The organism is Paracoccus laeviglucosivorans, from assembly GCF_900182695.1.
Lineage (GTDB): Bacteria > Pseudomonadota > Alphaproteobacteria > Rhodobacterales > Rhodobacteraceae > Paracoccus > Paracoccus laeviglucosivorans.
In genome coordinates, this window is record NZ_FXTK01000001.1 from 369,272 (window position 1) to 388,224 (window position 18,953).

An 18,953-nucleotide genomic window follows, 5' to 3' on the forward strand; every position below is an offset into this window, starting at 1 on the left:
CCTCTCCTTGTCTTCCCCGGACTGTGGGCTAGCTTGCATCGGTCAGGCAACCCGTGCCTGTCGATGAAGGTGAAAATGCGCAAACCATCCGTCCTGTTCGTCTGTCTGGGAAACATCTGCCGCTCGCCCCTGGCCGAAGGCGCGATGCGCGCCGCCGCAGATGCGCGCGGGGCCGAGCTGCGCATCGATTCCGCAGGGACGGGCGATTGGCATGTGGGCAGCGAACCCGACCGCCGCGCGCAGGCCGTGGCGAAAAAGCACGGGGTGGATATTTCGCGGCTGCGCGCGCGGCAGGTGCGCCCGCAGGATTTCCGCGACTTCGATCACATCGTGGCGATGGACGCGCAGAACCTGTCCGATCTGCGCGGCGCGGCACCGATGGGCACCCGCGCGACGCTTTCGCTTTTGCTGGACCATGTGCCGGGCCGCGAAGGCCAATCGGTCGCCGACCCCTATTTCGGCGAGGCGGCGGGCTTTGATACCACATGGCAGGACGTATCGCTGGGCGTGCAGGCGTTGTTGCCCAAACTGCACAGCCGCGACTAACCGGGCACGGCTGTCTTGCAGATGCAAGACAGCCCCGATAAACCGCTGAAAGGACAAGAAAACACCTTTCACGGACATATTCATGAAGCCAATTTTCATCGGACTTGCCATGCTGGCCCTGACGGGCGCAACCACCGCAGACGCCATGACCAAGGCCGAGCGTCGGCAGGAACTGATCAACAGCGTCCTGCCCCCCGAAGACCGCCCCGGCATCGATTTTCTGTTCCCGATGGAGGCGGGCGGGTTCCTTTCGACATTCGAGATCGCCTATTTCCCCGAAATCGTCAGCGACCGCGAAGTGCAGGCCCGCATCGCCAAGATCTGCAAGGCGAATGGCGTTCAGGGACCGCTGCATGTGCGGCGCCCCGTCAAGCCGCGAAGCGTCAAGACGGCGGATGGCAGCACGCGCATCGTCCATAGCACTACGCTAAGCTGCTTTGGCCGCTGATCCCAAGGTGCTGGACATGCCCCAAGCCTTTACAGGCGGGCCTGTCCACCCTATCTGTGGCCGATCATGGCCACCAAGTCCGATCCGAATTATAAAATCATCGCCGAAAACCGCCGGGCGCGGTTCGATTACTTCATCGAAAACGACCTTGAGGCAGGCATCATCCTGACCGGCTCCGAGGTGAAAAGCCTGCGCACCGGCCAGTCGAACATCGCCGAAAGCTATGCCTCGGTCGAGGATGGCGAATTGTGGCTGATCAACGGCTATATCGCCGCCTATAAGCAGGCGGGGGTTTTCGGGCATGAAGAACGCCGCAAGCGCAAGCTTCTGGTGTCGCGCAAGGAACTGGCGCGGCTGTGGCAGGCCATCGGGCGCGAAGGCATGACGCTGGTTCCGCTGGTGATGTATTTCAACGATCGCGGCAAGGTGAAGCTGAAAATCGGCGTCGCCAAGGGCAAGAAAGCCCATGACAAGCGCGAAACCGAGGCCAAGCGCGACTGGGGTCGCGAGAAACAGCGCCTGCTGAAGCAGGGCTGACCCTTCGGCCATTGCAGCCCGCCCCCTGTCCGGTTAGACGGGTGACGCTTTTGCGTCAGTCGGGGGGTAGGCATGACGAGCGAATTCAACGATCCCGGTATGCTGGTTTCGACCGCATGGCTGGCCGCGCATCTGAACGACCCCGATCTGCGCGTCATCGACGCCACGTGGTTCCTTGCGCCGGGCCGCGACGCCCGCGCGGAATACGAAGCGGCACATATTCCCGGTGCGCGGTTCTTCGATCTGGACGACATCTCGGACAAGCGCAGCGCCCTGCCCCATATGGCCCCCCCGGTCGAGATGTTCATCAGCCGGATGCGCGCCATGGGCATCGGCGACGGGCATCAGGTCATCATCTATGACAACTCGCCGCTGCATTCGGCCAATCGCGTCTGGTGGACCTTTCGCCTGATGGGCAAGACCAATGTGGCCGTGCTGGATGGCGGGCTTGCGAAATGGCAGGCCGAGGGGCACCCGGTCGAAGACCTGTGCCCGCTGATGCGCGACCGCCATATCACTGTGCAGCGTCAGGCGGGGCTGGTGCGCGACGTGACGCAGGTTGCCGCCGCCAGCAAGCTGGGCTCGCATGAGATCGTGGATGCCCGCGCCGCGAACCGCTTCCGGGGCGAAGCGCCCGAGCCGCGGGCCGGCCTGCGTTCGGGCCATATCCCGAATTCCAAGAACCTGCCCTGGGAACGCCTGTTCAACTCTGACGGCACGCTGAAAGCGCCCGACGCGCTGCGGGCCGAATTTCAGGCGGCGGGCGTGGACCTGACCAAACCCGTCATCGCCACCTGCGGGTCCGGCGTTTCGGCCGCGTCGCTGTTTCTGGCGCTGGAACGCATCGGACACGCCGATCATTCGCTTTACGACGGAAGCTGGGCCGAATGGGGCAGCTTCCCGGACCTTAAAATCGCAACCGGAGACGCATGATGCTGGGCAACCTGAAACCGCAAGCCCCCGACAAGATCCTTGCCCTGATGGGCGAATACCGGGCCGATCCCCGTCAGGGCAAGATCGACCTTGGCGTTGGGGTCTACAAGGATGCGACCGGCCACACCCCCATCATGCGCGCCGTCCTTGAGGCGGAAAAGCGGATGCTGGAAACCGAGACCACCAAGACCTATGCCGGTCTGGCGGGTGAGCCGGACTTTCAGAAAGCCATGGGGGATATGATCCTGGGCGCGGGCTACAAAGCCCAGACGACCGCCTCGCTGGCGACCGTGGGCGGTACGGGCGCGATCCGTCAGGCGCTGGAACTGGCCCGCATGGCCAATCCCGATCTGCGCGTGTTCGTCAGCGACCCGACCTGGCCGAACCACGTGTCGATCATGAACTTCATGGGCCTGCCCATCGTCAACTACCGCTATTTCGACAATGCCACCCGCGCGGTCGATTTCGACGCGATGAAGGCCGACATCTCGGCCGCGAAAAAGGGTGATGTGGTCCTGTTGCATGGCTGCTGCCACAACCCGACCGGCGCGAACCTGACGCTGGAGCAATGGACCGAGGTCGCGACCATTCTGGAAGCCAACGGCGCGACCCCGCTGATCGACCTTGCCTATCAGGGCTTCGGTGACGGGCTTGAGGAAGACGCGGCAGGCACGCGCCTGATCGCCGACCGCATTCCCGAAGTGCTGATCGCCGCGTCGTGCAGCAAGAACTTCGGCATCTATCGCGAACGCACCGGCATTCTGCTGGCGCTGTGCGCCGATACGGCGACCAGGGATCTGGCGCAGGGCGCCATGGCCTTCCTGAACCGCCAGACCTATTCCTTCCCGCCCTTCCACGGCGCCAAGATCGTGGCGACGGTGCTGAACGACGCGGGCCTGCGTGCCGATTGGCAAGCCGAGCTTGAGGAAGTGCGCGGCGGTATGCTGCGCCTGCGCGAACAGCTGGCCCGCGAATTGCGTGATCTGTCGGGCTCGGACCGCTTCGACTTCATCGCGGCACATCGCGGCATGTTCTCGCGCCTTGGTGCGACGCCGGAACAGGTGGCCAAGATGCGCGACGAATTCGCCATCTACATGGTCGGCGATTCGCGCCTGAACATCGCGGGCCTGAATGACCAGACCGTGCCAGTGCTTGCCCGCGCGATCATCGAGGCAGGCGTCTAAGCCCAAAACGACAAAAGCAAAGGCCCGGTCAGCGCGACCGGGCCTTTTTGCGTTTCGGCGGGCTTATTTCTTGGTCAGCTTGCGGTCGATATATTCCCGCAGCTCCTCGATCTCGGTCTGGCTTTCGGCCAGTTGATCCTGCGCGGCCCGCAGTTCCGATTCCGCCGTGCCCAGTTTCGCGACCAGATCGGCCTCGCGCTCCTCAAGCTCGGTCACGGCCTTGTCGCGCGCCTCCTCGGCGTCGTGCAGCTGCTGGGCCATCTTTTCCAGCTCGCCCATATCGGCGCGGGTGACGCGCGACAGGCGGTGGATCAACCAGCTTGCAAACCAGCCCAAGATGAAAGCGGCGAACAGGATGATCGCGGTGGCGATGATGAATTCGTTGCGGTCCATGTCGTTTCCCGGATTGGTCTATTCGGCAGCGTCGGGTGTCGGCGCGGGCACGCCCAGCGGTACGATCGCGGGCAGCACGGCTGCGGGGATGGCGGATTGCGCCTGTTCGGGGCTGCCCTCGTTATTGTCGGGGAAGGCGGCCTGACTTGCAGGAACGGTCAGCGCATCGGTGATCCGCAGCAGCATCTCGCCGTCGATCGCGGCGCTGGCGGGCAGGGTCGCGGCGGCTTCGGGCGGCAGCTCCGCACTGGCCCCGCCGGACCCCGGCGCGGGCAGCAGCCCGCCGATCGCCCCGGTCGCGGCAACCGACGCAGCCCGCGCCTGTTTCTGCGCCGTGATTTCGGCGGTCTCGGTCACGCCCGAAACCTTTTCCGCAGGTGCGGGCGTTTCGGTGACGACCGGATCGTCGGCCAGCAGGGTGAATTCGATCCGCCGGTTCGCCTCGCGCCCCGCATCGGTTTCGTTATCCGCGACGGGTTGGCTTTCACCGTAACCCTTGGCGGTCATATAGGTCACGTCCACGCCATGCTCGCGCATCGCGTCCAGCACCGCCTGCGCCCGCGCGCGCGACAGTTCGGCATTCATCTCCTCGCGGCCCTGACTGTCGGTATGGCCGCCCAGTTCGATCCGGTAATCGCTGCAATTCTGCATCGTCGCGGACATGCGCCCCAGGGTATCCGCCGGATCGCCCGCGATGACCGATTTGTTCGGCTCGAACCCGATTTCGGACTCCTTCATCGCCGCGTTCAGCTGATCCACGCATTCCAACCCCGAGGGCAGGCCCAGCAGCGGATCCAGCCGCCGATCATAGCGGATCGCCAGTTCATAGCGCGCGCCCGCGCCCAGCCGCTTGGAAAGCCGTGCCGCCGCCGCGTCCGAGGCGGTCTGACTGCCCGATACGCCGTTCAGCCGGATCATGTCAGGCGACACGGTGACCTTGCCGTGGTCCAGCCCGTCCAATGCCTCGATCGCGCCAATGGCACGCATGGTCCAGCCATCGGGCACGCCGGGATCGACCCGCAGTGCCGAATCGACCGTGCCAAAGCGCGACCGCGCCAGACTTTCGACCGCCTCGCGCATCCGGTCGTCGCCGATACGCCCGCGCAGCATCACGGTGCCCGCATTGACGGTCGCAGCAAATTCCGCCGGACCCTGCGGCAGATCGGCCTTTTGCTCATGTTCGGTCGTCAGGGTAAAGGCCGCAGGCAGCGCTCCTTCCAACCGGCCCACCGCTTCGTCGAAGGCTTGGGCGGTGATGTCGGCGGGGGCAAACAGCGCGACATCGGTATCGGACAGGGTGACCCAGCCCGCGCCAAGCGCATCCACCGCCTCGATGGCCGGAACTGCGGCATCGGCCCAGCGGTTGCTGGGTGCCCCAAGGCCAAGCGTGCATTGCGGCTCGGGCTTGATGCCTGCGTCGGTCCCGGCTTTCAGGATACGGGCCCGCGCGCCTTCGCTATCGGCGGCACAGGCATCGAAACGCGCACCCGCGCCGTCTTTCACAAAGCGCAGGGTAAAGGGCGCGATGACGGGGCGCGGTGCCGACACCTCGGCATCCAGCGTCACACCGGCGGGCTTGGCGCGTTGCAGCGCCACTTCCAGATCGTGCTTTTCGCGCGGGCCGTCCGCCACGGCACGCACAACGACCTTGCCCGGCGTGACCGAGACCTTGGCCCGCCGCGCCAGCTCGGTCGATCTAAGCCCGAACTGATAGGCGGCATCCCAGCCCTGCGGCACCGGATAATCCGCCGTTTCGACCAGATTCGAGATATTGGCGACACCCGTGCGCTGGTTCAGCGCCATCGCCATGGCATTGTGGTTCATCGCCGCCGGAACCAGCCCGACGATCGAGATGCTGTCGTCATTGCGCAAAAGCTCGATGCCAAAGGCGGGCATCTCCATATCGGCGCGCGCCTTGACCTGCATCTGGTCCAGAACGCGCCCTTCCTCGACCACGGTGGCGGCGCGGGAACGGGCGCGGAAACGCTGCACCTCATCGGGGGCGGTGCCGGTCAGGCGCACCTGCAGCCCGTCGGTCTGCACGGTCACCCAGTCATATCCACCCAGACGCAGGGCTTCGGCCACATCCGCGGCCGAGCGGTCTTCGATGAAATCAGCGGCAGCGCGCGCGGACAGGAAGGACAGGCCTCCGGCAGCGGCAAGGGCAAGCAGGCTGGCGACCACGACAGTGCCGCGGCGCGATCCAGAATTGGCCATCAGGGGACCTTGGGCTGTTTCGGACTTGGCGCATGTAACCCCACGCCGCCGATTCCGCAATCAGACCAGCCCCGCCAAGGCAAGAAACAGCGCAACAATCAGACCTGCATCGCGATTGGACCGGAACAGCCGCAGGCAACCCGCCCCGTCATGCATGTCGAACCGCCTGAGTTGCCACGCAAGATGCGCCGCAAACGCCGCAATCCCCACGAATGCCAGCAGCAGGCCCAGCCCGCTTGCCCCCGTCGCCAGAACGGAAAGTGACAACAAAGTGACCGCGCCCGCCCCGAACCACAGCAGGTATTTCCCGGAATTCTGGCCAAACAGCCGGGCGGTGGACTTCACGCCGATCAAGGCGTCGTCCTCGGCATCCTGATGGGCATAGATAGTGTCATAGAAAATCGTCCACGCGATGCCCGCGACCCAAGCCAGCACCGGCGCAGGCCCGACGCTGCCCATATGCGCCGCCCATGCCAGCAAGACACCCCAGTTGAAGGCCAGCCCCAGAAACACCTGCGGCCACCACGTGAACCGCTTGGCAAAGGGATAGATCGCCACCAGCCCCAGCGAGGCGATGCCCAGAATGATCGCGGCCTTGCCCAACGTCAGCAGGATGACGAAACCGGCCAGCGACTGCGCCACCATCCAAACGACCGCGCCCCGCACCGTGACCTGCCCCGAAGGGATGGGCCGCGACCGCGTGCGCGCCACCTTGTCGTCGATATGGCGGTCGGTGATGTCGTTCCACGTGCAGCCCGCGCCGCGCATCAGGCAGGCGCCCAGACCGCAGGCAAGGGCGATCCACAGATCGCGCCAGCTTGGCGCATCGGCCAGCATCGCAAGCCCGATCCCCCACCAGCAGGGCAGCAGCAAAAGCCATGTCCCGATGGGCCGGTCGGCCCGCGACAGGCGCAGCCACGGACGCCAGTCCGGCGGGGCGTGGCGGTCCACCCAGTTATCCGCCGGCGCATCTGCAACCGAGGTCTCTGGCATCTGGCGGTCGGTCTGCATATCCTGCGCCCCATCATGGCGAAAATCAGGCTTTTCATAGATCACCCGCTGGCGTCAGGACAAGGCATCGCGCTGAATGCCGATCAGGCGCATTATCTTTCATCCGTCATGCGTCAGCAGCCGGGCGATGAAATCCTGCTGTTCAATGGTCGCGACGGCGAATGGCTGACCCGGATCGAACGGCTGGCCAAACGTAACGGCGACGTCGTGCCCGTGGCGCAATCCGCGCCGCAGCTGAACCCGCCGGACCTGTGGCTGATCTTTGCGCCGATCAAGAAGGCGCGCACGGATTTCATCGTGGAGAAGGCGGCCGAGATGGGCGCGGCCCGCATCCTGCCCGTGCAGACCGATCACACCAATTCCGAACGCATCCGGCAGGACCGCCTGCAAGCCCATGCGGTCGAGGCGGCGGAACAGTGCGGCGGCACCTATGTCCCCGAAGTCACCGACCTGACCCCCCTGTCGCGCCTGCTGGACGGCTGGGACGACACGCGCCGCATCCTGTGGGCGGATGAGGCGATGGCCGGACCCGCGCAGGTGCTGGCAGGACTGACCGTCGGCCCCTGGGCCATTCTGATCGGCCCCGAAGGCGGTTGGTCCGAATCGGAACGCAAACGCCTTTCCGGCATGGATTGTGTCACCCGCATGGCGCTTGGCCCGCGCATCCTGCGTGCCGACACTGCCGCTGTTGCCGCTATGTCACTGTGGCAAGCATCGCTGGGCGATTGGCGCTAGGCTCGGGCCCGCCTGGTTTTTGCAATTTTTCAGCGTCAAACTGGCTTTGCAGAAACTTTGGTTGATCCCAAAGTCGATCTTACGGCGATATTCGCAAAAACTTAACAAAACCGGCGCCTTATGCGTGCGCTGCATAGCGGCAATTCCGGTATGTCCGTGGAATTCGTAAATTGCCCGGCCTATATGCTGCTCATCAGACAAACAGCCCACTTACCGGGCAAACTCAAACAAGGTGACATGATGTCGGCGATTGACACGAACCGCGTCCTCGGCGGGACGCAATCTCTGGGTATTGTTGCGAAACTCCTGTCGGTGATGACCGCCTGGAACGATGCGCGCGTGACGAAGAACGCGCTTAACCGCCTGACGGACCGCGAACTGGACGATATCGGCCTGTGCCGCGGTGACATCGAGATGATCGCGACCCGTCGCTGATTTCGCGACGCGACCCAAGCGAACAAGGCCCCATCGGGAAACCGGCGGGGCCTTTTTCATTTCCACGGGCGCGGCGTGCAATTTTTGCACTGTCCAATTCGACACCTGAACAGCGTCACATGAACACGCTAGCGTGATCTTCGGTCTATCACCCCGAGGTTTCAATGTTTCGCCCGTTCACCATCGCCCTGTTTCTGACGTCCCTTGCCCTACCCGTTCCGCTGCAAGCGCAGCAAATCAAGGCCACGCGCTTTGCGGCGCAGGAAATGCTTGATGTTTATTGCAATGGTCGGGGCCGTTTCGACGCCACCGGGCTGATCGAACAGGATCTGACCGGCGATGGGCAGCTTGACCTGCTGCTTTTCACAGGCGGTCTGACCTGCAACGATGGTCGCCCCGCCTGCGGCGCCATCTATTGCGACGTCGTGATCTATATGGGCGAGGGTCAGGATCTGGTCCAAAGGGCCAGTCTGATGACGCAATGCGCCCAGATCGGGGCGGGCAACCCGCCGCCGATCACGCTTTGCGACAAAGACAGCGGGCCTTATCAGATCCGCTGGAACGGCAACGGCTACGACATGCCTTAGGCGCGTGCGACCACCAGCGTGGTCCATTCGCCGTAATCGTCCCGACGCTGCAATGGCAGACCGCCCGCGGCATAGGCGGCGGTCACCTCATCGGCCTGCGTCGTCAGTATGCCCGACAGGATCGCACGGCCACCCGGCGCGACATAACGGGCCATATCCGGCACAAGGTCGATCAGCGGCTGCTTCAGGATATTGGCGAAAACCAGATCAAAGGGTGCCGCGCCTTCGATCAGCGGATGATCAAAGCCCACGGCCTCGACACATTCCACCCGTCCGTCCAGACCGTTTGCGATGACATTGGCGCGGGCGACATCCACCGCCTGCGGATCAATGTCGCCCGCCAGCACCACGACGGGAAACACCCGCGCCGCAGCCATGGCCAGCACGGCGGTGCCGCAGCCAATATCGACGATCCGTGACGGCTGTTCGCCCGCCTCAACCAGACGATCCAGCGCCAGCAGGCAGCCCTTGGTCGTACTGTGATGCCCGGTGCCAAAGGCCATGGCCGCTTCGATCAGCAGCGCCTCGGCCCCTTCGGGAACCTGATCGGCGTCATGGCTGCCATAGACGAAGAACCGCCCCGCCTCGACCGGGGACAGTTCGCGCTTCACATGCGCGACCCAATCCACTTCGGGCAATTCCGAGACGACGAAAGGTTCCGCACCCTGCGACATCGCGATCAGCGCCAGCGCCACCTCGTCGGGGGCTTCGGTGAAATACAGGCCGACTTCCCAGCGATCCGAGCCGTCCTCGATTTCAAAGACGCCGCTGCCGACGGGTTCGGGGGTCAGGTCTTCACCCATCTCGGCAAGGGCCTCGGCCGCCTCGCGGCCAAGGGTGTGGGTCAGCGCGGTCCAGGTGGACATCAGATTTCCTCGGCAATATCCGTCAAGGGCGCCTGTACGCCGGTGCCGCGCAGCCCGCAATAGCCGTCTGGATAGCGGTCCAGATATTGCTGGTGATCCTCATGCGCGGGATAGAAAGGCGCAGTGGGCAGGATTTCGGTGGTGATCGCCCTGAAGCCTTCGACCGCCAGCCGATTGCCATAATCGGCCTTGGACAGCTCTGCTGCGTTCTTCTGATGCTCGGTCGCATACATGATGACGCTGCGATATTGCGAGCCGACATCATTGCCCTGCCGGTTGCCCTGAGTGGGGTTGTGGTTTTCCCAAAACACCTGCAGCAGCCGTTCAAAGCTGATCCGCGTGGGGTCAAAGACGACGCGCACCACCTCGGCATGGCCGGTGCCGCCTTCGCAGACCTGCTTATAGGTCGGGTTTTCCACCGTGCCCCCGGCAAAGCCCACCTCGGTCATCCATACGCCGTCAAGCTGCCAGAACAGGCGTTCCACGCCCCAGTAGCAGCCCATGCCAAAGATGACCGTCTCAAAGCCCTTGGGAACCGGCGCATCCATGGGCCGGTCAAAGATCCGATGCGTGACAGCGTTCATGTCGCGTCCTTTCAAAACTGTTGCCCCAGATTTAAGAGCGGCAATACCCTTGCGCAACTCCGCAGGGCGCGGGACGGTTCGCCTGAACTGCCGAAAGGAATCGCCATGCGCCCCGGACCGCTGAACCTGATCACCGATATTGCGGGCCTGCGCGTCGGCAACAGCCGCGACGACCGGCTGCGTTCGGGGGTGACGGTGCTGACCGGGGATGCGCCGCTGACCTGCGGCGTCAACGTCATGGGCGGCGCGCCGGGCACGCGCGAAACCGACCTGCTTGCGCCCGACAAGATGGTGCAGGGCGTCGATGCGCTGGTGCTGTCGGGCGGCTCGGCCTTTGGGCTGGCGGCCTGCGACGGGGTGGCGGCGGGACTGCGCGCGGATGGGCGCGGCTTCCAGGTCGGGCTGGTGCAGGTTCCCATCGTTCCCGGCGCCATCGTCTTCGATCTGCTGAACGGCGGCGACAAGGGCTGGGACCAGAACCCCTATCCCGCGCTTGGCCGCACCGCCTATGACCACGCCGCGCGCGATTTCGTGCTTGGCAGCGAAGGCGCGGGGACCGGAGCCATGACGCATCGCTGGAAAGGTGGCCTGGGCTCTGCATCGGTCGTCTTGGATTGCGGGATCACGGTGGGCGCGCTGGTTGTGGTCAATGCGTTGGGATCGGTCACGGTGGGCGACAGCCGTCATTTCTGGGCCGCTCCTTGGGAAATGGCGGGCGAATTTGGCGGTCTTGGCCCTGCACCCGCCCATGATCCGACGCGCGAACCCCCGCTTGCCAAGCAGCTGGGCGAGGCCACGACCATCGCCATCGTCGCCACCGATGCCGCGCTGGACAAGGCGGGCGCGACCCGCATGGCCACAGCCGCGCAGGACGGCATGGCCCGCGCGATCGTGCCCAGCCATACGCCCTATGATGGCGATCTGGTCTTTGCGGCCTCGACCGGGGGCAGGCCGCTGCCCGATCCGGCGCTGACGCCATTCCTGCTGGGCCATGCGGCAGCAATTGTGTTGGCGCGCGCCATCGCACGCGGCGTTCACGCGGCAACCGCCCGACCGGGCGATCTGCAACCCTGCTGGCGCGCATGAAAAAAGGGGCAGCGGGAGAGAGATCCGCCACCCCTTAGTCTGTCACACGCCAAGAGGGAAAAACCTGACGATATTGCACCAACGCAGTGATCGGCCTTCGGGTTCATCACAATTTGCGTGAACCGCATCGCAACCCGCCCGGCTTGCGTTGGCTCTGCAAACGCGCAAGCCTGCGGGCGACCCGGCAACCGAAAGGACTCATGCGATGAACAAGCACGCGACCGACCTGAAGATGCTGCTGAAAGACCCTTCGCTTCTGGAAACCCGCGCCTTTGTGGCCGGGGTCTGGATCCATGCCGATGACGGCGCGACCTTTGACGTGGTGAACCCCGCACGCGGCGACGTGATCGCTCAGGTCGCGGATCTGGGCAGGGCCGAGGTGCGCCGTGCCATCGCCGCCGCCCATGACGCGATGAAGGGCTGGTCCGCCCGCACCGCCAAGGAACGCGCGCAGATCATGCGCAAATGGTTCGACCTGATGATGGAAAATCAGGACGATCTGGGCAAAATCCTGACCGCCGAAATGGGCAAGCCGCTGGCCGAGGCCAAGGGCGAGATCGCCTATGGCGCCAGCTTCATCGAATGGTTCGGCGAAGAGGCCAAGCGCATCTATGGCGAAACCATCCCCGGCCACCAGCCCGACAAGCGCCTGAGCGTGCTGCGCCAGCCCATCGGCGTCGTGGGTTCGATCACACCGTGGAATTTTCCCAATGCCATGATCACCCGCAAATGCGGCCCGGCCATCGCGGCGGGCTGCGGTTTTGTCGGACGGCCCGCCGCCGAAACCCCGCTGTCGGCGCTGGCGCTGGCCGTGCTTGCCGAACGCGCGGGCCTGCCCAAGGGGCTGTTCAGCATCGTGCCGTCTTCGAAATCCTCGGATATCGGCAAGGAATTCTGCGAAAACCCGCTGATCCGCAAGCTGACCTTTACCGGATCGACCAATGTGGGGCGCATCCTGCTGCGTCAGGCGGCGGATCAGGTGCTGAAATGCAGCATGGAGCTGGGCGGCAACGCGCCATTTATCGTGTTCGACGATGCCGATCTGGATGCCGCCGTCGAAGGGGCCATGGCGTCCAAGTTCCGTAACAACGGCCAGACCTGCGTCTGCGCGAACCGCATCTATGTGCAGGCCGGGGTCTATGACGCATTCGCCGAAAAGCTGGCAGCGGCAGTCCAGAAGCTGAAGGTGGGCGACGGCTTCGGCGAAGGCACGACCACCGGCCCGCTGATCAACGCGAGTGCCGTCGAAAAGGTGCAGGACCATATCAAGGACGTGCTGGACGGCGGCGGCCATGTGCTGGCGGGCGGGCAGCCGATGGGCGGGCTGTTCTTTGAACCCACCATCGTCACCGGCGTCACGCAGGACATGAAGGTCGCGACCGAGGAAACATTCGGCCCGCTGGCTCCGCTGTTCAAGTTCCAGACCGAGGACGAGGCCGTCACATGGGCCAATGACACCATCTTCGGCCTTGCCGCCTATTTCTATGCCCGCGACATCGGCCGCGTGACCCGCGTGCAAGAGGCGCTGGAATACGGCATCGTCGGCGTGAACACCGGCATCATTTCCACGGAAACCGCGCCCTTTGGCGGCGTCAAGCAATCGGGCCTTGGCCGCGAAGGATCGCGCCACGGGATCGAGGATTATCTGGAAATGAAATACGTCTGCCTGTCGATCTAGGCGTCGATGCGGGCGGGCTGGCGCAGATACAGCCCGCTCATCATCGGGGGCAGGCCCGCCATGCCGCCGATCCCGACCCACCAGACCAGCGCGACCATCGCGCAGCTTAGCCAAAGGGGTTGCGTAGCGCGCGGCGCGGGCAGTGTCGCCAGCAGGTCCAGCGCGTCCCGGCTGTGGCTGGCGGGAACGACGATGCGGAAACCGCCCAAAGCGATCCCCGCATATGGCATCATATGATGCGTGTGCCCGTCCAGCACATCCGCCGGAATATCCGCCGCACGCAGGGCTTGGGCGGCCAGATAGGCTTCGTGCCAGCGATAGGCGTGGGCGACCAGTTCCAGATCGCCCATCACCGGATCAGCGGCGGTTGTCTTCGTCATCTTCATCTTCGTCATCTGCCTCGGGCAGGTTGAAGAAGCTGTCGGCGTCGAAATCTTCCTTCTGCTCTTCCTTGTCCTCATCCTTGGTCAGGCTGAAGTTTTCCAGCCCGGCGATCGAGGACGGCATCCGCGGCTCGTCCGACATCGCCAGCGAGGTTTCGGTGGACAGCAGCTTGCGGCGTTCGTCATCGGTCATCGCGCCGCCTTCGGCAGCCTTGCGCTTGGCGGCTTTCTGGACGGCGGCATCCAGTTCCGACTGGCGGCACAGTCCCAGCGCAACCGGATCGATCGGCAGGATGTTCTGGATGTTCCAATGCGTCCGGTCGCGGATCGAGGCGATGGTCGGCTTGGTCGTGCCCACCAGCTTGGAGATCTGCGCATCGGCCAGTTCGGGGTGGAACTTGACCAGCCACAGAATGGCGGCGGGACGGTCCTGACGCTTGGACAGCGGGGTATAACGCGGGCCACGGCGCTTTTCCTCGCCTTCGGCGGCGGGGTTGTGCTTCAGGCGCAGCTTGTAACGCGGGTCTTTCTGACCTTTTTCGATCTCGGCTGCGTCAAGCTGGTTCGAGCCGACGGGATCAAAGCCCTTGACGCCCACGGCCACGTCGCCATCGGCGATGCCTTGGACTTCCAGCTCATGCATGCCGCAGAAATCGCCGATCTGCTTGAAGCTCAGCGTGGTGTTGTCAACCAGCCAGACAGCGGTGGCCTTGGCCATCAGCGGCTTGTTCATGACCTTCTCCTTAAACATATCTTCTTCGGCCGGGAAAACGGCTTTTGGCGGGCGCCATTCCATTTTCAGGGGGGATTGCCCGTCTATATAGGACTTTGCGCCCGCCAGATAAAGCCTGAATCTCATGGCGCGCGCTGGTCCGCCGGGCTAGGGTTCGCACCATGACGATACGCGCCAGCATTGCAGCAGCCCTTGCCGCCCTTGCCTTAGCCATGCCCGCGACCGCGCAGGACGTGGCCGGGCGCTTTGATTATTACGTGCTGTCGCTAAGCTGGTCGCCAAGCTGGTGCGATGCGCAGGGCCGTGCCGAAGGGTCCGAACAATGCGCGCCGCAGCGCCGCCTTGGCTTCACCGTCCATGGGCTTTGGCCGCAATATGAAAACGGTTGGCCGCAGGATTGCCGGACCGATGCACGCGACCCTTCGCGCCGCGAGACGCGCAATATGGCGGATATCATGGGCACGCCGGGGCTGGTCTGGTATCAGTGGAAAAAGCATGGACGCTGTTCGGGTCTGTCCTCGCAGGATTATTTCGCGCTGACCCGCAAGGCCGCAGCCGATGTCCATCTGCCGCAGGTGCTGACGCGGCTGTCACGTGACGTCACCCTGCCCGCCAACGTGCTGGAGGACGCCTTTATCGAAGCCAATCCCGACATGACCCGCGACGGCATCACCGTCACCTGCCGCGACCGCGCCCTGCAAGAGGTCCGCATCTGCCTGACCCGCGATCTTGCACCGCGCGACTGCGCGCCCGACGTGGCGCGCGACTGCCGCGGTTCCATGCTGATGCCTGCGCCGGAATAGCACCCACCCGCGCCTTTCCGCCGAAAACGCCCGCACACGCGCATGTCAGACAGCGCGCTGTTGATCGGTCACATTGCCCCGCTATCCTGCCCGACGAACCGCTACCAATCCACGCGCCGAGGCAGCATGTCGAACCAGTCCAGCACCCTTCCCACTTATGCATTGGCCTTTCTGGCCTCGATCAGCCTGTTCGGCCTGGCCGATGGTGGCCATGCGACAGGCAGCGTTGCAGACGCGGTCACGCAGACATGGCTGCTGCCGGTTCTTGGGATCGCAGCGGCGACGTTTCTGGCGCTGACGATCATGGTGCTAAGCCGCAGCCACCTTCCCCGCCCGCATGGCTGGAACGGAGAGCGGGCCGAACGCATGGTCCGCGACATCGGCCTTGGGGCGCTGTGCTATTTCGGGCTGCTGGCGCTGCTGGGCTATGTCTTTGCGCTGATCGCGCCGGAATGGTTCGGCGGGCTTGCCGTGTTGCTGACGCGGTTCTGGCCGTGGCTTTTGGCGCTGCCCTGCCTTGCCTTTGGCGCGGCGACGACCGCCAACAAGCCCGGCTGGCTGACGGCAGGCGCAGTCTTTGTCACCATGGGCATCTTTACCGCCTGACGGGAACAGACTGCCCCCCTTTGCAGTTGGCGCCATGAAAAAGGGGGGTGCCCATGTCGAAATTCCACAAGGGTGATGCCGTCACATGGCGCTGGGGTGCGCATCAGGCCAGCGGAGAGATCGCCGAGACCTTTACCCGCAAGGTGCGCCGCACCATTCGCGGGCGCCAGATCACCCGCAAAGGCACGCGCAAACGCCCCGCCTATCTGATCCGGCAAGACGATGGCAGCCGCGTCCTGAAGCTGGAAACCGAACTTTCGCGGGCGTGACCCCACTGGGGCGTTCCGCGCCCCGTCAGAGCGTCAGTAACGCAGGTCCGATCCCATGCGGCGGCGGATTTCGTCCTTGTCATCGCGCACCATGCCGGGGATCAGAAACAGGTCGATCACCGCCCAGATCCAGACCAGACCCAGCAGCGGCCAACCGATCAGGATCGGCGCGGTCAGCACGCCGATGCCGGTCATCGCCAGCATCATCAACCCGCTGACCCAGCGCCCAAGATACATCCGATGCGCGCCCAGCCCCCAAAGAAAGATCGCCAGCAGATAGGCGACCAGCGGCGATTTCGCGTCGTTGGCGACCCGTTGCTCGATCAGAAGTTCCCTTTGGGTATCCATGGCCTCATGTCCTTGTTTCACGATTCAAAAGATAGGAAGCCCCGGCCCCCGCGCAAGATCGGCGCAGCACCTGGCGCGATTTGCGGGTCCGGCCCTGCGGGTGGCGCACCACCCTACCAATCCGCCGCGCCATGCGCTAAGGGATCGGCCAAAGCTTTCGGGAATGCGCGCATGAAATTCACCCTCTCCTGGCTCAAGGAGCATCTCGACACCACCGCCTCGCTGGATCAGATCACCGAGGCGCTGACCGATCTTGGCCTTGAGGTCGAGGGCGTGACCGACCCCGCCGCCAAGCTGGCCAGCTTCCGTCTGGCCAAGGTGCTGGAAGCCACGCAGCATCCCGATGCCGACCGCCTGCGCGTCTGCCGCGTCATGACGGACGAGGGCGAAAAGCAGATCGTCTGCGGTGCGCCCAATGCCCGCGAAGGGATCACCGTCGTGCTGGCGAAGCCCGGCGATTACGTTCCCGGCCTTGATGTGACGCTGGGCGTCGGCAAGATCCGCGGCGTCGAATCCCACGGCATGATGGCGTCCGAGCGTGAGCTGGAGCTGTCGGACGAACATAACGGCATCATCGAACTGCCCTCGGGCGAGGTCGGCGACCGTTTCGTCGACTGGCTGGCCGCGAACCGCCCCGAGGCGGTCGATCCGGTCGTCGAGATCAAGATCACCCCGAACCGCCCCGATGCGCTTGGCGTGCGCGGCGTGGCCCGCGATCTGGCCGCGCGTGGCCTTGGCGTGCTGCGTGCCGAAAAGGTGGCGGATATTGCGGGCGCGTTCCCCAGCCCGATCAAGGTCGTGATCGCGCCGGAAGTCGCGGACAAGGCGCCGTTCTTTGCCGGTCGCGTGATCCGTGGCGTCAAGAACGGCCCCTCGCCGGAATGGCTGCAAAAGCGGCTGACCGCGATCGGCCTGCGCCCGATCAATGCGCTGGTGGACATCACCAACTTCTTCACCTTCGACCTGAACCGCCCGCTGCATGTTTTCGACGCGGACAAGGTGCAGGGCGATCTGGTGGTGCGCGCCTCGCACGACGGTGAAAGCATCCTTGCGCTGGACGGCAAGACCTATGCGTTCCCAGAAGGCACCATGGTCATCGCCGATGGTAACGGCCCCGAAAGCATCGCCGGCATCATGGGCGGCGAGGTGTCGGGCTGCGACGATGCGACCGTCAACGTCTTTCTTGAAAGCGCCTTCTGGGATCCCATCGCGATTGCGACCACAGGCCGCGCGCTCAAGATCAACTCGGACGCGCGTTACCGTTTTGAACGCGGCGTGGACCCGGCCTTCACGCAGGTCGGGCTGGAACTGGCGACGCAGATGGTCCTGGACCTGTGCGGAGGCGAGCCGTCCGAATTGGTCACCGCAGGCGCGATCCCTGACACCACCCGCAGCTATCTGCTTGAACCCGCCCGCGTCATCAGCCTTGTCGGCATGGACATCCCCGAGGCGGAACAGCGCGCCACACTGGAAGCCCTTGGTTTCCGGCTGGAAGGCGATCAGGCCTTCGTGCCCTCATGGCGGCCCGACGTGCTGGGCAGCGCCGATCTGGTCGAGGAAGTTGCCCGCATCGCCTCGCTGACCAAGTTGCAGGGCCAGCCCCTGCCGCGTCCGCAGCCGGGCATTCCCGCGCCGGTGCTGACGCCCCTGCAACGTCGCGAAAGCGCGGCGCGGCGGCTGGCGGCCAGCCTTGGCTATAACGAATGCGTCACCTACAGCTTCATCGACGCCGCATCGGCTGCGCTGTTCGGTGGTGGTCAGGACGCAACCCGCGTGGAAAACCCGATCAGCAGCGAAATGACGCATATGCGCCCCGACCTGCTGCCCGGTCTGCTGGCGGCTGCGGCACGCAATCAGGCGCGCGGCTTTGCCGATCTGGCGCTGTTCGAATGCGGCCCCGTCTTCTCGGGCGGCGAGCCGGGCGAACAAGACCTGCACCTGACCGCCATTCTGGTCGGCCAGACCGCGCCGCGCGACCCCTTTGCCTCGCGCCGCAAGGTGGACATCTATGACGCCAAGGCCGATGCCGAGGCGGTGCTGGCCCAGATCGGCGCGCCCGCCAAAGCGCAGATCAACCGCAAGCTGGACGGATGGTGGCATCCCGGCCGCGCGGGCAATATCGCGCTGGGGCCGAATGCGCTGGCCACATTCGGCGAGGTGCATCCCAAGGTGCTGCGCCATTACGGCATCAAGGGCACGGTCGTTGCCTTCACGGTCCGCATCGCCGCAGTGCCATTGCCCAAGGTCCGCACCCCCTCGCGCCCCGCGCTGGCGCTGTCTGACCTGCAGGCGGTCGAACGCGACTTCGCCTTTGTCGTGGATGCCGGGGTCGAGGCGCTGACGCTGGTCAACGCCGCCGCGGGTGCGGACAAGGCGCTGATCGAACGCGTCACCGTCTTCGACCAGTTCACCGGGCTGGAGGGCGGCAAGAAATCCATCGCGATCACCGCCCGCCTGCAACCGCGCGACAAGACCCTGACCGATGCCGAGATCGAGGCCGTCAGCGCCAAGATCGTCGAAAAGGTCACCAAAGCCACAGGCGGCACGCTGCGCAGCTAAGATCGGAAAGCC

General features: G+C 64.7%; 22 protein-coding genes. 14 read left to right on the forward strand and 8 right to left on the reverse strand.

Going from position 1 to position 18,953, the window contains the following annotated elements:
• Positions 1–75 precede the first annotated feature (75 nt).
• The 5 genes from FN835_RS01895 to FN835_RS01915 all read left to right on the forward strand — a co-directional run bounded on the left by FN835_RS01895 (position 76) and on the right by FN835_RS01915 (position 3,648).
• Positions 76–546: a low molecular weight protein-tyrosine-phosphatase gene (locus FN835_RS01895; RefSeq protein ID WP_142661480.1), complete on the forward strand. Its 471-nt coding sequence runs from the start codon at positions 76–78 to the stop codon at positions 544–546.
• An 82-nt stretch (positions 547–628) separates the two neighbouring features.
• Entirely contained in the window at positions 629–994 is a 366-nt protein-coding gene (locus FN835_RS01900) for a hypothetical protein (protein WP_142661481.1), read from the forward strand.
• Positions 995–1,060: 66 nt separating this feature from the next.
• On the forward strand, positions 1,061–1,531 hold the full coding sequence (gene smpB, locus FN835_RS01905; RefSeq protein ID WP_142661482.1) for an SsrA-binding protein SmpB: 471 nt from the start codon (positions 1,061–1,063) through the stop codon (positions 1,529–1,531).
• 72 nt (positions 1,532–1,603) lie between these two features.
• Positions 1,604–2,464: a 3-mercaptopyruvate sulfurtransferase gene (gene sseA, locus FN835_RS01910; RefSeq protein WP_142661483.1), complete on the forward strand. Its 861-nt coding sequence runs from the start codon at positions 1,604–1,606 to the stop codon at positions 2,462–2,464.
• The gene (locus tag FN835_RS01915) at positions 2,464–3,648 is read left to right on the forward strand and encodes an amino acid aminotransferase (RefSeq protein ID WP_142661484.1); all 1,185 of its coding nucleotides are present in this window, start codon (positions 2,464–2,466) and stop codon (positions 3,646–3,648) included. Before sseA ends, FN835_RS01915 begins: the two co-directional genes overlap by 1 nt.
• A gap of 63 nt (positions 3,649–3,711) precedes the next feature.
• Here FN835_RS01915 and FN835_RS01920 read toward each other — a convergent pair whose 3' ends face one another.
• The 3 genes from FN835_RS01920 to ubiA are packed head-to-tail and all read right to left on the reverse strand — an operon-like array spanning position 3,712 to position 7,269.
• Positions 3,712–4,041 (reverse strand): hypothetical protein, encoded by a 330-nt coding sequence (locus FN835_RS01920; protein ID WP_142661485.1) that lies wholly within the window; start codon positions 4,039–4,041, stop codon positions 3,712–3,714.
• A gap of 18 nt (positions 4,042–4,059) precedes the next feature.
• Positions 4,060–6,258, reverse strand: a complete 2,199-nt coding sequence (locus FN835_RS01925; RefSeq protein WP_246098625.1) for an OmpA family protein — start codon at positions 6,256–6,258, stop codon at positions 4,060–4,062.
• Between the two features lie 60 nt (positions 6,259–6,318).
• On the reverse strand, positions 6,319–7,269 hold the full coding sequence (gene ubiA / locus FN835_RS01930; RefSeq protein WP_142661486.1) for a 4-hydroxybenzoate octaprenyltransferase: 951 nt from the start codon (positions 7,267–7,269) through the stop codon (positions 6,319–6,321).
• 15 nt (positions 7,270–7,284) lie between these two features.
• Here ubiA and FN835_RS01935 point away from each other — a divergent pair, with 15 nt between their 5' ends.
• The 3 genes from FN835_RS01935 (at position 7,285) to FN835_RS01945 (ending at position 9,026) form a co-directional block, all read left to right on the forward strand.
• Positions 7,285–8,004, forward strand: a complete 720-nt coding sequence (locus FN835_RS01935) for a 16S rRNA (uracil(1498)-N(3))-methyltransferase (RefSeq protein WP_142661487.1) — start codon at positions 7,285–7,287, stop codon at positions 8,002–8,004.
• Positions 8,005–8,244: 240 nt separating this feature from the next.
• Positions 8,245–8,439 carry a DUF1127 domain-containing protein gene (locus FN835_RS01940; RefSeq protein WP_142661552.1) on the forward strand — a complete coding sequence of 65 codons (195 nt, stop codon included), beginning with the start codon at positions 8,245–8,247 and terminating at the stop codon, positions 8,437–8,439.
• Between the two features lie 164 nt (positions 8,440–8,603).
• Positions 8,604–9,026: a hypothetical protein gene (locus FN835_RS01945; RefSeq protein ID WP_142661488.1), complete on the forward strand. Its 423-nt coding sequence runs from the start codon at positions 8,604–8,606 to the stop codon at positions 9,024–9,026.
• Here FN835_RS01945 and FN835_RS01950 read toward each other — a convergent pair.
• Positions 9,023–9,892, reverse strand: coding sequence for a 50S ribosomal protein L11 methyltransferase (locus FN835_RS01950; protein ID WP_142661489.1), 870 nt, complete (start codon positions 9,890–9,892; stop codon positions 9,023–9,025). The two genes, FN835_RS01945 and FN835_RS01950, sit on opposite strands and share 4 nt — an antisense overlap.
• Positions 9,892–10,476, reverse strand: coding sequence for a peptide-methionine (S)-S-oxide reductase MsrA (msrA, locus tag FN835_RS01955; RefSeq protein ID WP_142661490.1), 585 nt, complete (start codon positions 10,474–10,476; stop codon positions 9,892–9,894). The genes FN835_RS01950 and msrA overlap by 1 nt, the downstream gene beginning before the upstream one ends.
• A 105-nt stretch (positions 10,477–10,581) precedes the next feature.
• Here msrA and FN835_RS01960 point away from each other — a divergent pair, with 105 nt between their 5' ends.
• The gene (locus tag FN835_RS01960; RefSeq protein WP_142661491.1) at positions 10,582–11,562 is read left to right on the forward strand and encodes a P1 family peptidase; all 981 of its coding nucleotides are present in this window, start codon (positions 10,582–10,584) and stop codon (positions 11,560–11,562) included.
• 205 nt (positions 11,563–11,767) lie between these two features.
• On the forward strand, positions 11,768–13,240 hold the full coding sequence (locus tag FN835_RS01965) for an NAD-dependent succinate-semialdehyde dehydrogenase (RefSeq protein ID WP_142661492.1): 1,473 nt from the start codon (positions 11,768–11,770) through the stop codon (positions 13,238–13,240).
• On the opposite strand, the gene FN835_RS01970 is transcribed toward FN835_RS01965, so the two are convergent.
• Positions 13,237–13,620, reverse strand: coding sequence for a DUF2007 domain-containing protein (locus FN835_RS01970; protein WP_142661493.1), 384 nt, complete (start codon positions 13,618–13,620; stop codon positions 13,237–13,239). The two genes, FN835_RS01965 and FN835_RS01970, sit on opposite strands and share 4 nt — an antisense overlap.
• Entirely contained in the window at positions 13,598–14,356 is a 759-nt protein-coding gene (locus tag FN835_RS01975) for a DUF1013 domain-containing protein (RefSeq protein ID WP_142661494.1), read from the reverse strand. The genes FN835_RS01970 and FN835_RS01975 overlap by 23 nt, the downstream gene beginning before the upstream one ends.
• Positions 14,357–14,517: 161 nt before the next feature.
• On the opposite strand from FN835_RS01975, the gene FN835_RS01980 reads away from it, so the two are divergent.
• From FN835_RS01980 to FN835_RS01990, 3 genes are read left to right on the forward strand one after another with little or no spacing between them, the layout of a single operon-like run.
• The gene (locus FN835_RS01980; protein ID WP_142661495.1) at positions 14,518–15,159 is read left to right on the forward strand and encodes a ribonuclease T2 family protein; all 642 of its coding nucleotides are present in this window, start codon (positions 14,518–14,520) and stop codon (positions 15,157–15,159) included.
• Positions 15,160–15,201: 42 nt separating this feature from the next.
• A complete protein-coding gene (locus FN835_RS01985; RefSeq protein ID WP_246098626.1) occupies positions 15,202–15,765 on the forward strand; it encodes a hypothetical protein in 564 nt (187 codons plus the stop codon).
• A 53-nt stretch (positions 15,766–15,818) separates the two neighbouring features.
• Positions 15,819–16,034 (forward strand): hypervirulence associated TUDOR domain-containing protein, encoded by a 216-nt coding sequence (locus FN835_RS01990; protein ID WP_142661496.1) that lies wholly within the window; start codon positions 15,819–15,821, stop codon positions 16,032–16,034.
• 33 nt (positions 16,035–16,067) lie between these two features.
• Here the strand turns inward: FN835_RS01990 and FN835_RS01995 are convergent, their stop codons facing one another.
• The gene (locus FN835_RS01995; RefSeq protein WP_142661497.1) at positions 16,068–16,382 is read right to left on the reverse strand and encodes a TM2 domain-containing protein; all 315 of its coding nucleotides are present in this window, start codon (positions 16,380–16,382) and stop codon (positions 16,068–16,070) included.
• Positions 16,383–16,553: 171 nt separating this feature from the next.
• Here FN835_RS01995 and pheT point away from each other — a divergent pair, with 171 nt between their 5' ends.
• Positions 16,554–18,941 (forward strand): phenylalanine--tRNA ligase subunit beta, encoded by a 2,388-nt coding sequence (gene pheT / locus FN835_RS02000; RefSeq protein WP_142661498.1) that lies wholly within the window; start codon positions 16,554–16,556, stop codon positions 18,939–18,941.
• Positions 18,942–18,953: the final 12 nt, after the last annotated feature.